The following is a 13,677-nucleotide window of genomic DNA, read 5'->3' as shown; positions in this document are numbered from 1 at the left end:
GATCAGCGTCCGACGTGGCCAACGGCAATACCTCCTTGTGGACGCTCATGGCGTAGGCAGCCGCCGTCCATCGCGGGCTTACCTGAGCCGCACATTCGTACGTGACGGATCGCGAAACTCGGCCTATCGCTATGAGAGGAACCAGCGCCCAATCAGAGCTGGATATGTCTTCGCAGGGGCAGGCCCGTCCGCGTCACGTGGTCGAACGAGAAAACATGCTCAGCAGGCGAAGCCGCACAACGCCCGACCAATCGCCCATAGAACTCGCGACCACCGGCGGCGACATGTACCGGTGCGGAGCAGATGGGGCAATCGGCCGAATAATGGGCGAGATAGAGACGGTTCACTCCATGGGCAAAGTCCGGGCGCAGTTCCAGCACACGGTCATCCCAGCCGCTGGTGGCGCGTTGCATCCAGAAGGGAGCCAGGGCGATCCGGTTTCGAGAGAGCTTTTCCAGCGGCCCTACGACCCACCAAGCCAGTCCTGCCGCCAGCGCCGCCACCATTGCCACGGCAACGACGTGGCCGGTAGTGGACGCCTGAGCGATCGACACCAGCGACACCCAGGCTCCAACAGCACCCAGTGAGACAACGAGAAAGATGAGGAATCCCGTCAGAACCGCTCGCCAACCCGTGATCGGCCAGCCACGCACCAAGGCGGCTCTAGCCCCCCGTCCGAGTTGAAGATCTTCAGTGTAGTAACGCACCCCGTACGGTGAGACGGTGTCAGGCAGGGAGTCCGAAGGCCCCTCAGACTCGGAAATCGGATCCAGCTTGATGAAGTACTTAGTTGGCTTGTTTCTCCCGCCCTGACTCTTCTGTTTTTCGGGTCGCGGACAGGACGGCCAACCCGCATCCCTGAATCGCTCTTCCACTCCTTGCGACTTCCTTGACCAAAGGTCTTCCACCTCCCTCCATGCGTTCGTGACTGCCTTTCTTGCGGATTCCCGATCGTCGATACCGCCATCGGATCCGACGCCCCACGTCGAGGCACTTGCTCCCCCGCGAACCGCGCATTGAGCCAAGGCCTTGTTGGTACACCAGGGTTCTTCCGAGCCCTCGGACTCTGCTGTCATTTCGCATAGGCAGCGCAGGAGCCTGACGGGGTTTGTTTTCGACTCCGAAGCCAGCCATTCCTCGGAGATGTCCAGCAGCTTGCGAGCCGCCGCGCGCTCATGAAAACCGGTTTTTCCGGTTTCTACTCCCTGTTTGGGCGCGGCAATCGAAGCCAACTTTGCCTCTGAGTGTTCCATAAACAGGTCCTTCTGGAGGTCACCATGGAGAAGTCCACGCTACTGCAGTCCTTTGCCCGCAACAACGCGGGCCAGATCGTTTCCATCCACGACGTTACCAAGGGCAAGGCCTGCGGCTGCAGCTGCCCCGAGTGCGGCGAGGTCGTCATCGCGCGGCAGGGTCAGGTACGGCAATGGCACTTCGCCCACAGCAGCGGCGCGGACTGCGGGGGCACCGGAGAGAGCGCACTGCATCAAGCGGCCAAGCAGATCCTCCTGCAAGAAAGATGGATCACCCTGCCCCCACTTGAGCGAGAACGAACGAGCTTGGAGTGTGAACCGAGCGACTCTGACGGCGCATGGATGCCGCCCGAGGGGGTTGCCCACCTTCATGACCCGAAGCCCGAAGTGACCCTTGCCTCCGGGCTGATCCGCGCGGACGTTGTCGCTGAGTACGCCGGCCAACCGATCCTGATCGAGGTCGCCGTCAGCCATTTCGCAGACCCGGAGAAAAGACAGCTCCTGGCCAACCTTGGACATCCCGCCATGGAAATCCACTTGGCAGGCGATCCGAATCTTGAATGGAGCTGGGAGCTGCTGCGCAAGCAAGTTCTGGAGGACCCTCTTAACCGGGTGTGGCTCTACCATCCAATCCTTGAACAAATTCGAGAGAACGCCCGCAAGCCGGCTGTTCCGGCGGAAACCTCAGACAGCAAGACGAAACCCGACCAGGAAAAATGGCGTTGGGATGGCGTGCCCATCGTAATCCGCACTTACCCTTGGGGTATCACGCTGTGGTCGGCCTTCGACAAAGATCTCAACGCACGGCTTAAGGAAACCGCCCGGAACCTTGGTGGTCGCTGGAAACCCCGATACACGAATTGGTCGTTTCCGTCCGGCGTGAAGACACTACTCGAAGAAACCCTGCGCGAGGGGGGCGCTCAGCGCGAATAGGCGCCATATTCGCGCTGTACGTTCAACCCGACGGCCGATGCGGCTCTACCGACAGTTGGTGCGCGGTCTAGGGCGAATCGCGGCTTTCGGTCAACCTAACGCAGGGTACGACCGTTGATCCCACGAACCATATCTGGGAGCACCGCTGGCGCCGCCCACTCGCGCAAGCTCACGATTACGGTCCAGGGCGAGTAGAACCCGACTCAGCCCCGCTCTACATGCACGGTGATCTCCTCGCGGTCGTGATAGAGCTGGCGCGCTCGCATCTGGTGGGCGATTCGGGCATCCAGCAGGCGTTCCTCGATGTGGTCGAGGCAGTCGTATACGGTCTGCCAGCGCTGTTTCATCGGCAGCTTGAGATTGAAGATGGCCTCGCGGCACCAGCCGGCCTCCAGCCAGTCCGCCATGCGTGCGGCCACCCGCGAGGGCTTGTCCACGATGTCGCAGACCAGCCAGGTGACCGATTTCGGTGGCACCCAGGAGAAGGCGTCCTCGCGGTGGTGCTCCACCTGGGTGGTTGCCATCAACGGGGCATCCATCGGCCCGTTGTCTACTGCATGCACATACATACCGCGCCGCACCAACTGCCAGGTCCAGCCGCCCGGGGCTGCCCCCAGGTCCACGGCCTGCATGCCTTGCGCCAGGCGCGCGTCCCAGGCATCCCGCGGGATGAAGGTGTGCCAGGCCTCCTCCAACTTCAGGGTCGACCGGCTGGGTGCTTCGCGCGGCGAGCGCAGGTGCAAGATCCCGCCCGGCCACTCGCTGCGCTCGCCGGGCCGGCTAAGGCCCAGTTGCACGCAGTCGCCGGAGTGCCAGAACACATGCAGGCGCAGCCCGCCTGCCTGCGCCCGCAGTACCCCGCGTTTGCGCAGGACGGAGGCCAGCGGGCGTTCCACGGCCTTGATCAACCGGCGCAGGCCCTTGCCCTCGTTGGTATCGGGCATCTCGTGCCAGATGGAATCCACCGGGCATCCGGCTGCAAACGCCTGTTCGATGATGGGCGTCAGCCGATCCGCGCGATCCAGGCGCTCGAGTGCGGGCAACGCCGGAAAGACCTGCCGCGCAAAGATCAATTCCTCGAACGGTAATGCGCGCGCCAGCGCCTCCACCGTGCAACCGGCCGGCTCGAAGTGGACGTACCCGCTGCCTGGCTGCACCCGCGCAAAACCACCCAGCCCCGCGCGCGCTGTCCGGTCGGTCAGCTCGGCCGTCAGGTCCGCCTCGAAGCCCGCGCGACAATACAGCAGCAGGCCGGAAAAGCCTGATCCGCTCGCTTCCATCCCAGAACCCCTCTCCCACACAAAAAAGCCGCCGCACACCCGAATGGTGCACGGCGGCTGCGAGACTACCCGGACCGCTTGCGCGGGCCAAGCCAAACGCCGATCAGCGATCCAGGCCAGGATCACCCGCCACGTTCTTCAGCTTCGGCAGATAGGGCTTGCCGGGGCTGATGGTTTCGCGATCACGCAGATACCCGGCGACCACCTCCCAGACCGGATCGGTATCCAGCGGCTCGTGGACATTGGCCCAGCCGGCCACCACGTAGTTCTTGTCCGGGTCCAGCGGCTCACCGTTGATGTGCATGTCGCTGATGCGGCTACCCATCGATTCGTGCGGATCGATGGTGTATTCGATGCCGGAGGTCCGCACCATGTCCCCGCCGCGGTGATGGTAGGGGTTGGCATTGAAGATCGAGTTGGCCACGTCCTCCAGGGCATTCTTCAGCTGCGCACCGGTCATCTCGTTGCGCTGCGTCTCCGAATAGGTGGTCGCGGTCTGCGTCATCAACTCCTCGAAGGTGATGGGCGAACCCGGCAGGACGCTAATGCCCCAGCGGAAGCCGGGCGACAGGGCCACCTCGGCATCCATTTCCTTGATCATCGCATCCATGATGACCTCGTCGAAGGTACCGTTGAAGTTGCCGCGGCGGTAGAGAACACCGTCGGTTACGGCCAGTTCTTCATTCAGTTTGTCCTCATAGGGCTCGCGCACTGTGCGGATGTGCTCCTCCATCTCGGCGTCCGCCTCGATCAGGTTGGAGAACACCGGCAGCAGGGTGAACTTGTAGTCGCGGATGCCGCTGTCGGTCACATCCAGATCCATCACGCCAAGGAACTTGCCATTGGAGCCGGCATTGGTGACCAGTGTGGTCTCGCCACCGGCATTCTCGATCTCCATCGCGCCCGGCACCGCGTCATGCGTGTGCCCGCCCATGATGATGTCCACATCGCGCAGGCGACGCGCCATCTCCATGTCGGTGACCATCCCGTTGTGCGACAGGATCGCCACGATCTTGGCGCCCTTCTCGCGGCACTCGTCGATCATGCGCTGCATGTTCTCGTCGCGGATGCCGAAGCTCCAGTCCGGGAACATGTAGTCGGGGTTGGCCACGGATGTATAGGGAAACGCCTGGCCGATCACGGCGACCGGCACGCCATTCATCTCGCGGATGGTATAGGGCTCGAAGACCGGGTCGCCCCAGTCGCGATCCTCGATGTTCTGCGCCAGGAACTCGATGTTATTGGGTTTGAAGTCGTTCTCGATGATCTCCATCACCCGCTCGTGGCCGAAGGTGAACTCCCAGTGGCCGACCATGATGTCCACGCCCAGCAGTTTCTGCGCATCGACCATGTCCTGCCCGTTCGTCCACAGCGACGTGGCGGAGCCCTGCCAGGTATCCCCACCATCCAGCAACAGGGAATTCGGGCGATCCGCGCGCAGCTTCTGGATCAGCGTGGACAGATGGGAGAACCCACCCAGACGACCGTACTTCTCGGCCGCATACTTGAAGTCCATATGGGTGACAGCATGCGCCAACGGCGTGCCCGGCTGGATATCGAAATATTCCAGCATTTCCTTGCCGGCCAGCACCGGCGGCTTGCCCTGCATGTCGCCCACGCCGATGTTCACGTCCGGCTCGCGGAAGTGCACCGGTTTCAGCTGCGCGTGGCAGTCGGTGTAGTGCAGCAGCGACACGTTGCCGAATTTCGGCAGGTCGTACATGTTTGCATCGGCCGGCTTCCAGGACCCCTTCTCGCCTGCCCAGGCATTCATCGAGAAGCCGGCGGCACTGGCCGCGACCATGGCTTCGAGAAACTCTCTGCGCGTAAGACTCATATGGATCTCCTTGGTGGCTTGGTTTTATCCGGGACGCCAATCGCACCCCTTACCAAGCTCACGACGCACGGCCACCGCGAATGTTCCCCGAACCGGATGGGGGAATGGACACAACAACAGCGTATTTTCGCGATGTTTGATGGAGATCGGGAGCAAAAGACTCAATTTCCTGAGTGTTGGCGAATTTCCATCTTTTTGCAACGCCCGTCACATTTCGCACCGGTGCAGACACAAAAAAGCCTGCTATCCGGAGATAGCAGGCCAAGACGCGACATACACCGTCGGAAGCAATCGGCCCGCAGCGCACGCTGGGGGATCGTGCATCCCTTGCTAGGCCGAGGATCGGATCCGACGATCTCAGGCTAGCCAGCCTTCCGACGGTCTTTCTTGATCCAGATCAATATATACGGCGATCCGTTTGCCGCGCTTGCGCACCGCGGTTGGCAGGCGGCGACCTCAGGCCCCGTACTTTCCCTGGGCCGCCAGCCCGTTGTCCCGGGCGCGCTCGAACACCGTCTGCTGGGCCTTCTCGAAATTGGCGGCGGGATCCTTGCCCCAAAGCTCCATCGCGGCCTGCTGCATGCCACGGCCATAGGAGAAGGACAGCGGCCACGGTGTCCCACCGATCTGGTTCATGGCGTCCAGGTGATTGGTGGCATCGGCGTCGCTCTGCCCGCCCGAGAGGAATACCACCCCCGGCAGGATCGCCGGCACGGCGGATTCCAGGCAGCGCAGGGTCGCATGGGCGACGTCCTCGACACTGGCCTGCTCGGGGCAGTCCTTGCCCGGCAGCACCATGCTGGCCTTGAGGATGGTGCCCTCGAGCAGCACGTGATGCTCGTACAGCGCCCGGAACACGGCCCGCTGGGTCGCCTCGGTCACGCCGTAACAGGTCTCGATGTCATGGTCGCCATCCATCAGGACCTCCGGCTCCACGATCGGCACGATCCCGTGCTCCTGGCACAGTGCGGCATACCGTGCCAGGGCATGCGCATTCGACTCGATGCAGGTATCCGTGGGCATGGTCTCGCCAATGGTGATGACCGCGCGCCATTTGGCAAACCGGGCCCCCATCCGAGCGTACTCCTCGAGCCGCTCGCGCAGCCCGTCCAGGCCCTCGGTCACCTTCTCCCCGGGGAAGCCGGCCAGATCCTTCGCGCCGGTATCGACCTTGATGCCGGGCAGGATGCCGGCCTCGTTCATCACGTCCACGAACGGCTTGCCGTCACGAGTGGACTGGCGAAGCGTCTCGTCATACAGGATCGCGCCCGAGATGTACTCCTTCAGCTTCGGCGTCGTCAGCAACAGCTCGCGGTACGTGCGGCGGTTCTCCTCGGTATTCTCGACACCGACCGCGCCCAGGCGCTTGGCAATCGTCCCGGTGGATTCATCAATGGCGATGATGCCCTTGCCGGGGGCCACCATCGCTTCGGCCGTCTCTACCAACTGATCGATCTTCATGCCTGCTCCTTGCATTTCTGCGTGGGACTGCCTTCGAAGAGTAGTCACCCTCCGCGGGTTCTTCCAACCCGACAGGGAAAACCCCACCACAGTTTCCGGAACAACACGAAAGGCCGTGTGCTCGGCGCACGAAAACCGCTCAGGCGTACTCGCCCGCGGCGTGTCCGGAGGCCCAAGCCCACTGGAAGTTGTGGCCACCCAGGTGCCCGGTTACATCCACCACCTCGCCAATGAAGTAAAGTCCCGGGATCGTCCGGCACTCCATCGTCTTGGATGACAGCGCAGCGGTATCCACCCCGCCCAGGGTGACCTCCGCCGTACGATAACCCTCGGTCCCTGCGGGCCACACCGTCCATGGCTGACAAGCGGCCACTACCTGCTCGATATCCGCGTTGCTCAAGTGCTCCAGCGCCCGGTTCTCCACCCACAGCTCGCACCAGCGCTGCGCAACCCGGCGCGTCAGCTGCTCGCCCAGCACACTCTTGAGCTCCAGCTTCGGACGCTGCTCGCGCAGTTCGCGCAAATGCGCCGCCAGATCAATGCCCGGGAACAGGTCGATCGCTACCGCCTGCCCCTCCTCCCAGTAGGACGACGCCTGCAACACCGCCGGACCGCTCAACCCCCTATGCGTGAACAGAAGATTTTCGCGAAACCCCATGCCCCCGGCCGTCGTCACCGTATCCAGCGCCACCCCCGAAAGCCCCTCCAGCTCCTCCAGGGGCCGCCCGCTCAGGGTAAACGGCACCAGGGCCGGACGGGTTGGCTGCACCGGCAGCCCCAGCGAACGCGCAAGGTCCAGCCCGAATCCGGTGGCCCCCATGCGCGGAATGGAGTACCCCCCCGTGGCAATCACCAGCGACTCGCAGACAATGGCCTCCGCACCGGCCCGCAGGCGGTGCGGCGCGCCCATTTCCACATCCGTCACCGGCGTGTCCGTGCGCACCGTGACTCCGGTCGCGGCGCACTCGTCCAGCAGCATCTGCACGATATCCTTCGACGAATGGTCGCAGAACAGCTGGCCCAGCTTCTTCTCGTGGTAGGGAATGCCGTGCTTGTCCACCAGGGCGACGAAGTCCCACTGGCTGTAGCGGCTGAGCGCGGACTTCACGAAATGCGGGTTCGCGGAGATGAAATTCTCCGGCTCGCAGTACATGTTGGTGAAGTTGCAGCGGCCGCCGCCCGACATCAGGATCTTCTTCCCGACCCGGTTGGCGTGGTCCAGCACCAGCACCCGGCGCCCGCGGTCGCCCGCCGTCAGGGCACACATCAGCCCGGCCGCTCCGCCCCCGATCACGACCACATCGAAATGCTTCGCCGCCTCACTCATGGCGCGCGCTGCGGCTCGAACCGGGAGTCGGGCGTCGTCCCTGGCACAATCAGCGCACCCACTCCTTGCGCACCACCAGGGTCTGCGCGATCAGGTCATGCAAGGCCTGCCGACGCTTGGTAAAGGCCACCATGATGTAGCCGATCATCAGGATCAGCCCGGACAGGATGGTCGCGAAATGCCGCCCGGTCGCACGCAGGAACGAGATCCGCTCGCCCTGGAAGTCCACCACCCGCAGCCCGAACACCATCTTGCCCAACGTCGCCTGGTACTGGGAGCTGTGCATGCCGGCCCAATACAGCCAGGCCACCACAACATTCACCAGAAACCAGGCCGCCTCCCCCGGCGGCACGGGATCATCCGGCCCGCGCGCAGCCAGGGTCTCCGGACTGATCAGCGCCTGCGCCACGATCTGCGGCACACCGATAATCACCGCATCCAGCAGATAGGCCCCCACGCGCACCCAGAAGCCACCGTAGGCTGCGCGCGCCTCGGGCGGGCCGTCGTCACTACCGACTCCGGCCGCCAGTGGCGCACCACACTGAATACAAAACCGCGCCTCTGGCGGGTTCTGCTTGCCACACTGTCCACAATCCATGATGTCTCGCTCTCCCTTTATGTTGCGCGCTCTCGCCGGGACGGTCCGCCTACAATAACGGCTCGACGGGAAGGATCCGGGTCATCCCGGACACAAACCGACGCCACAGACCGGCCTTGGGCTCCTGGCGGTAGGCATTTCCGGAACCGTCCCGCCATACCAGACCACCGGATGCATCCCGCTCCACCCGGTAGGCCACCTGCGGCCGAATCCCCCGTTGATGCAGCGCGGCCAGCTGCTCCACCAAAACCGGCTCGGACAGGAACACACCGGACTCGCTGTTCGTATGCGCCGAGCGCGGGTCCAGGTTGAACGAGCCGACAAAGGCCTCCTCGCGGTCGAAAACCAGCAGCTTGGAATGCAGGCTGGCCTGCGAGGCGTCGATGCCGCGATCGCGCTCCAGGCGAGCCCAGCGCGGCGGCCCGGTCGGACGCAGCTCGAACAGCTCGACGCGTGCATCCAGCAACGCATGTCGCCGTCGCGCATAGCCGGCATGGGTAAAGGCCACATCGTTGGCCGCCAGCGAGTTCGTCAGCACCTGTACACGCACCCCCGACTCGCTCATCCGCGACAGCTGGGCCGTCCCGTCGCGCCCCGGCACAAAGTACGGCGAGACGATCAGCAGTTCCTTCTCCACCCCCAGCAGCCGCTCACCCAGGGCGTCCGCAACGCGCGAGCCATCGCCTCGTGCACGCGCCTTGGCCTCGTCATCGACCACGAACTCGGCTTGCGTCGTCCACACATATGCCGCCGGGTCGGCAATCGGCTGCGGCACCGGTTGCCCATTCAGGGGTTCCATCTGCATCAGGGGATGGGTGTGATTCTGCGCCAGCCAGGCCCGCAAGGACCCCTGCTGCATTGCCAGACGCTCCGGCGAACCGTCCTTTCGCGCAACGCGCTCGACTCCGATCGCGCCCGGACTGTTCCAGAATTCCACGAACGACCGGTCGATCTCGCGCACCAGCAGCCCCACCACCACCAGATCCAGATCCGCAAAATTGTAATCGGGGCTCGCCTCGAAGTACTCGTCCCCGACATTGCGCCCGCCCGTAATCGCCAGGCGCCCGTCCACCACCCAGGCCTTGTTGTGCATCCGGTGGTTCAGGTCGCTACCACGAAAAAAGAACTCGGCACTGGCCCGCAGCAGGCCCTCGCGCGTACGGAAGGGATTGAAGATCCGAACCTCAACGTTCGGATGCTGCGCAATCGCGGCCAGCGTCGCGTCCCGCCCACGCGCGTCGACGTCATCCAGGAGCAACGAGACCCGAACGCCACGATCGGCCGCCCCGAGCAATTCGCCCATCAACACCCGTCCGGCAGCATCGTCGCGCCAGATATAGGCCTGCACCTGGATTCGTTCGCGCGCCATGCGCACGCTCATCACCCGCCAGCGGAAGGCTTCGGCCCCCTCGTCCAGCAGCCGGAATCCCGTCTTGCCCTGATCGCGGGCCGGCGCAAATCCTTCCAGCCACTCCGCTAGCGGTCCTTCTGAGGCGGGGGGCTCCAGCGCTTGCCATCCGCGTTCCGGCGCCGGCTGCAACGGCGCACAACCCGCCGCGAGTGCCAGAAACAGCAGCACTGCCAGAAGCCAGGAAAACCGGTACGAATCACGCATGAACAAGCAATCGCCCGACGCGATGCCCCCTTTATCAAATAGCACGCCCGTTGCCAGCCTGACGCCGCGTACGCGCCCTGTCGATACCGCCCGCCCAGGCATAAAAAAAGCGAGCCGGGCGGACCCTGACTCGCTTTTTTCAACAAATTGGTAGGCGCGATTGGACTCGAACCAACGACCCCTACCATGTCAAGGTAGTGCTCTAACCAGCTGAGCTACGCGCCTGTCGTCTTCGAGCCGCGTATTCTACCGACTCCCCGCCCCCTGTCAAAGCATCCGTTAACTCATTTTGCGTGCCGCGTTAACGGGGTCGGCCCACGGCACCCTGGACGCGCAACGCTGCATTGACCGTCGATCGCGCTCTTGCCGGTCGCCGCGGTTTCCCAGCGCGCGACGCACCAGGGTGTGGACGAGCGGTTCCGGCCTCGAGACCCAACCGGCCTCAGCCCCGTTGCACCGCCTTTTCATAGAGTCCCGGAAAGCGTCCTTCGGGATCGCATTCGCGCTTGAGGGCCTCGTAGGCCGGGCGGTCGTAGTTCTGCCAGAAGGTGGCTTCGTCGTAGGTGCTGCGCGAGTACAGGCTTTTCTTGCCGCCGTGTTTCGCGACCAGTGCCTCGACCCGAGCGTTGTAATAACCGTCGGGCTCGCTGGAGCGGACCATGTCCCAGAAGCCGAAGTTGATGTACGCGGTATCGGTACGCAGATGGAACAACGAGAACCCGGCCTCGGGCACGACAAATGGGCAGATCCACACCGGACGGATCCCGATTTCGGCCTCGAAATCGGCCAGAAACGCCGCGGCGCTGGCGATCGGGATGTCGACGTCCTGGATCACCGACTCGCTGCGCGGGCGAACCGCATGGAGCAGGCTCAGCGGCCAGCGGCGGCTGGCGCGCATGATCTTCTGGTAGGTCACGCTCGACAGGCGCTTGCGCCCGAGAAGGAGCCGCACCGGCTTGAGGTGGGCGCCGACATTCCTGCTGCACCAAAACCAGTCGGTGTCCCAGCGCCAGAGGTAGTCGTGGATGCTCAGATAATCCTCGCGCCGCTCGCGCAGGCTCTGCCAGTACTGGCGCATCCAGGTGTAGTCGCTGGCCTCGGTGTCCGCCGGCGGCGATTCCACGCAATGCGCGCGGGTCAGCACGAAATCGCCGGGGGCGAAGTACACGCCATCGAGAAATGCACAGGTCGGATGCGCGCATTCCTCGGCGATCGCCGTGAACAGTTCTTCGGGGTCGCGGAAGCGTGTGTGCTCGAGCCGGACATAGGGCTGCACCGGAATCAGCCGCAGTCGGACCCGGGTGGCGTAACCGAGGCTGCCGTAGGAGTTCGGAAAGCCGTAGAACAGTTCCGGGCGATGCTCGCGCGAGCAGGTCAACACGCGACCGTCGGCGACCATGACGTCGAGCTCGTCCACCGTGTCGTGCACCAGGCCGTAGCGGAACGCGCCCGACTCGATGCCGATCCCGGTGGTCGCGCCGCCGACCGTGATGCTCTTGAGCTCGGGCACGATGGCCGGTGCCAGGCCGTGCGGCAGGGTTGCGTCGACCACGTCGGCATAGGTCGTCATGCCCTCGACCTCGGCAATGCCGGCCTCGGCGTCGATCTCGATCACGTGGTTGAGCGAAGCCACGTCGATCTCTGTCCGGCGGGCCTCCTCGCGCGGCCTGAACAGGTTGCTGGTGGACTTTCTCAGGCGCACCGGCCCGTCCGACCCGGCCAGCGCCGCGGCCATCGCCTCCACACGATTGCGGTGGGCGGCCCAGGCGGCGCTGCTCATCGGACCGGCTCGTAACGCGGCAGATCCCCGTGGCTGAGCACGAGTTGCCAGAGATTCAGCTGGCGCGCCCGGAAGGCGCCGGCACAGCTCAACAGGTAATAGCGCCACATCCGGTAGAAGCGTTCATCCAGGCCTTCGCTTTGTTTCAGCTCCGGCCAGGCGGCGACGAAATTTTCGTCCCAGGCCATCAGGGTGCGGTCATAGTCCGGGCCGAAGTTGTGCCAGTCCTCGAGCACGAACAGCCCCTCCTTGGCCCGAGTGAGCTGCGCCTCGGATGGGATCACGCCACCGGGGAAGATGTATTTGGCGATCCAGCGGTCGGTGCTGCTACGGCTGACGTTGCCCCCGATGGTGTGCAGCAGCATCAGGCCCCCGGGCTTCAGGCGGGAGCGCGCGAGTTCGAAGAAGGCACGAAAGTTCTTCGGGCCGACGTGCTCCATCAGCCCGATGCTCACGACACGATCGTATTGCCGGGATTCCCTGGCCGCTTCGCGGTAGTCCTGCTGCCGGACATCGACCGGAAGGCCCTCGCAGAGCCCTCTCGCGTACTCCACCTGCTGGCTGCTGATGTTGTAGCTGTCCACCTCGCAGCTGTGCTCGGCGGCCAGATACCGGGCCAGCTCGCCGAACCCGCCGCCCAGTTCGAGCACGCGCATACCCGGCTCCAGGTGCAGCTTGCGCGCGATCAGGTCCAGCTTCGCGCGCTGAGCCGCGTCCAGGGTCGCGTCAGCCCCGTCGGGGCCGTAATAGGCGCAGGTGTACTGCATGGTCGGCCCAAGCATGGCTTCGTAGAGCCGGTTCGAGAGGTCGTAGTGCTGCTCCGCGACCCGCCGCGAGCGCCGGCGACTCTGCTCGTTGCCGAGCCAGCTCAGCAACACCTGGCCAAGTACCGACGGCGTACGGACCTTGTCGTCCAGGCTGGCCTGGAGGATCCGGAAGAACAACTCGTCGAGCCGCTCGGTGTCCCACCAGCTTTCCATATAGGCCTCGCCGGCGCCGAGCGACCCCTCGGCCAGAATCCGCCGATACAGCCGCTCGTCGTGGACCTGGACATCCCAGGGACGCTCGCCCCCGACCTCGACGTCAGCGCTACGCAACAGCTGCGTGACTTGTTGTCTTGCTGACATGTTCGTGCTCCTTGCAGAAATCGGATGGCCGGCTTGCGGCACCGGCCTGAGCGCAGGGCCTGCCACTCGAGAAGCGCAAGACCATGGCCCCATGCAAAACTCAGGCTACTGTGGATAGCATGTCACTGCGAGGGTTTTCCAGTGCCACGCGCCCTTCGCCACTGCAACGACACTATCATTCAAGATTCCAGCCAGTGCATTCGAGGACGACCTGCCGACGGCCTACCGGATGACGCGAACAACGTTTCCTGCTTGGCCACTCTGCCGGTACGCACAATCTCCAAACCGAGAGATCCATTCATTTGATCAAGTGGTGCAGATACGGTTTCGGCATCAAGCCCCGAACGGCGTTCATCCGATGGGTGTTATCGCTATCCAGAGGGCGGGCCGAAGTCTTCTGAACGACGGGATTGGCCTGCGCAGCCGCGTCGATTTCCCGGATCCAAAACCAACCGCTGCCTCGATA

10 protein-coding genes and 1 tRNA gene are annotated in these 13,677 nt (G+C 64.1%); 1 reads left to right on the top strand and 10 read right to left on the bottom strand.

Annotation, left to right across the window (positions count from 1 at the left end; all coding sequences use genetic code 11):
• Window positions 1-152 precede the first annotated feature (152 nt).
• Complete coding sequence (locus G333_RS0114070) at window positions 153-1,253, bottom strand: hypothetical protein (RefSeq protein WP_231373049.1); 1,101 nt, start codon at window positions 1,251-1,253, stop codon at window positions 153-155.
• A gap of 24 nt (window positions 1,254-1,277) precedes the next feature.
• Here G333_RS0114070 and G333_RS0114065 point away from each other — a divergent pair, with 24 nt between their 5' ends.
• The gene (locus G333_RS0114065; RefSeq protein ID WP_026340975.1) at window positions 1,278-2,186 is read left to right on the top strand and encodes a competence protein CoiA family protein; all 909 of its coding nucleotides are present in this window, start codon (window positions 1,278-1,280) and stop codon (window positions 2,184-2,186) included.
• Window positions 2,187-2,389: 203 nt separating this feature from the next.
• Here the strand turns inward: G333_RS0114065 and rlmM are convergent, their stop codons facing one another.
• The 9 genes from rlmM to cfa all read right to left on the bottom strand — a co-directional run bounded on the left by rlmM (window position 2,390) and on the right by cfa (window position 13,211).
• Window positions 2,390-3,466: a 23S rRNA (cytidine(2498)-2'-O)-methyltransferase RlmM gene (gene rlmM, locus G333_RS0114060; protein ID WP_019628743.1), complete on the bottom strand. Its 1,077-nt coding sequence runs from the start codon at window positions 3,464-3,466 to the stop codon at window positions 2,390-2,392.
• Window positions 3,467-3,569: 103 nt separating this feature from the next.
• On the bottom strand, window positions 3,570-5,303 hold the full coding sequence (gene soxB / locus G333_RS0114055) for a thiosulfohydrolase SoxB (protein WP_019628742.1): 1,734 nt from the start codon (window positions 5,301-5,303) through the stop codon (window positions 3,570-3,572).
• Window positions 5,304-5,759: 456 nt separating this feature from the next.
• Window positions 5,760-6,764 (bottom strand): class I fructose-bisphosphate aldolase, encoded by a 1,005-nt coding sequence (locus G333_RS0114050; RefSeq protein WP_018145769.1) that lies wholly within the window; start codon window positions 6,762-6,764, stop codon window positions 5,760-5,762.
• A gap of 139 nt (window positions 6,765-6,903) precedes the next feature.
• The gene (locus G333_RS0114045; protein ID WP_019628741.1) at window positions 6,904-8,091 is read right to left on the bottom strand and encodes an NAD(P)/FAD-dependent oxidoreductase; all 1,188 of its coding nucleotides are present in this window, start codon (window positions 8,089-8,091) and stop codon (window positions 6,904-6,906) included.
• 49 nt (window positions 8,092-8,140) lie between these two features.
• On the bottom strand, window positions 8,141-8,689 hold the full coding sequence (locus tag G333_RS0114040) for an RDD family protein (RefSeq protein ID WP_018145771.1): 549 nt from the start codon (window positions 8,687-8,689) through the stop codon (window positions 8,141-8,143).
• Window positions 8,690-8,738: 49 nt separating this feature from the next.
• Window positions 8,739-10,304, bottom strand: a complete 1,566-nt coding sequence (locus G333_RS0114035) for a phospholipase D family protein (protein ID WP_019628740.1) — start codon at window positions 10,302-10,304, stop codon at window positions 8,739-8,741.
• A gap of 148 nt (window positions 10,305-10,452) precedes the next feature.
• Window positions 10,453-10,529 (bottom strand) — tRNA-Val (locus G333_RS0114030).
• A 217-nt stretch (window positions 10,530-10,746) separates the two neighbouring features.
• A complete protein-coding gene (locus G333_RS0114025) occupies window positions 10,747-12,084 on the bottom strand; it encodes an FAD-binding oxidoreductase (RefSeq protein ID WP_019628739.1) in 1,338 nt (445 codons plus the stop codon).
• Window positions 12,081-13,211 (bottom strand): cyclopropane fatty acyl phospholipid synthase, encoded by a 1,131-nt coding sequence (gene cfa / locus G333_RS0114020; protein ID WP_038038489.1) that lies wholly within the window; start codon window positions 13,209-13,211, stop codon window positions 12,081-12,083. Before cfa ends, G333_RS0114025 begins: the two co-directional genes overlap by 4 nt.
• Window positions 13,212-13,677 lie beyond the last annotated feature (466 nt).

Origin of the sequence: Thioalkalivibrio sp. AKL10, assembly GCF_000381845.1 — a bacterium.
GTDB lineage: Bacteria > Pseudomonadota > Gammaproteobacteria > Ectothiorhodospirales > Ectothiorhodospiraceae > Thioalkalivibrio > Thioalkalivibrio versutus.
Note: the sequence above shows the minus strand (reverse complement) of the source record. Positions and strands in the feature narration are given on the sequence as shown.

Bases quoted from the DNA above. Each gene is read 5' to 3' on its own strand.
- G333_RS0114025 (WP_019628739.1), bottom strand. From the start codon at position 12,084: ATGAGCAGCGCCGCCTGGGCCGCCCACCGCAATCGTGTGGAGGCGATG.
- G333_RS0114045 (WP_019628741.1), bottom strand. From the start codon at position 8,091: ATGAGTGAGGCGGCGAAGCATTTCGATGTGGTCGTGATCGGGGGCGGA.
- cfa (WP_038038489.1), bottom strand. From the start codon at position 13,211: ATGTCAGCAAGACAACAAGTCACGCAGCTGTTGCGTAGCGCTGACGTC.
- soxB (WP_019628742.1), bottom strand. From the start codon at position 5,303: ATGAGTCTTACGCGCAGAGAGTTTCTCGAAGCCATGGTCGCGGCCAGT.
- G333_RS0114035 (WP_019628740.1), bottom strand. From the start codon at position 10,304: ATGCGTGATTCGTACCGGTTTTCCTGGCTTCTGGCAGTGCTGCTGTTT.
- G333_RS0114070 (WP_231373049.1), bottom strand. From the start codon at position 1,253: ATGGAACACTCAGAGGCAAAGTTGGCTTCGATTGCCGCGCCCAAACAG.
- G333_RS0114050 (WP_018145769.1), bottom strand. From the start codon at position 6,764: ATGAAGATCGATCAGTTGGTAGAGACGGCCGAAGCGATGGTGGCCCCC.
- rlmM (WP_019628743.1), bottom strand. From the start codon at position 3,466: ATGGAAGCGAGCGGATCAGGCTTTTCCGGCCTGCTGCTGTATTGTCGC.
- G333_RS0114040 (WP_018145771.1), bottom strand. From the start codon at position 8,689: ATGGATTGTGGACAGTGTGGCAAGCAGAACCCGCCAGAGGCGCGGTTT.
- G333_RS0114065 (WP_026340975.1), top strand. From the start codon at position 1,278: ATGGAGAAGTCCACGCTACTGCAGTCCTTTGCCCGCAACAACGCGGGC.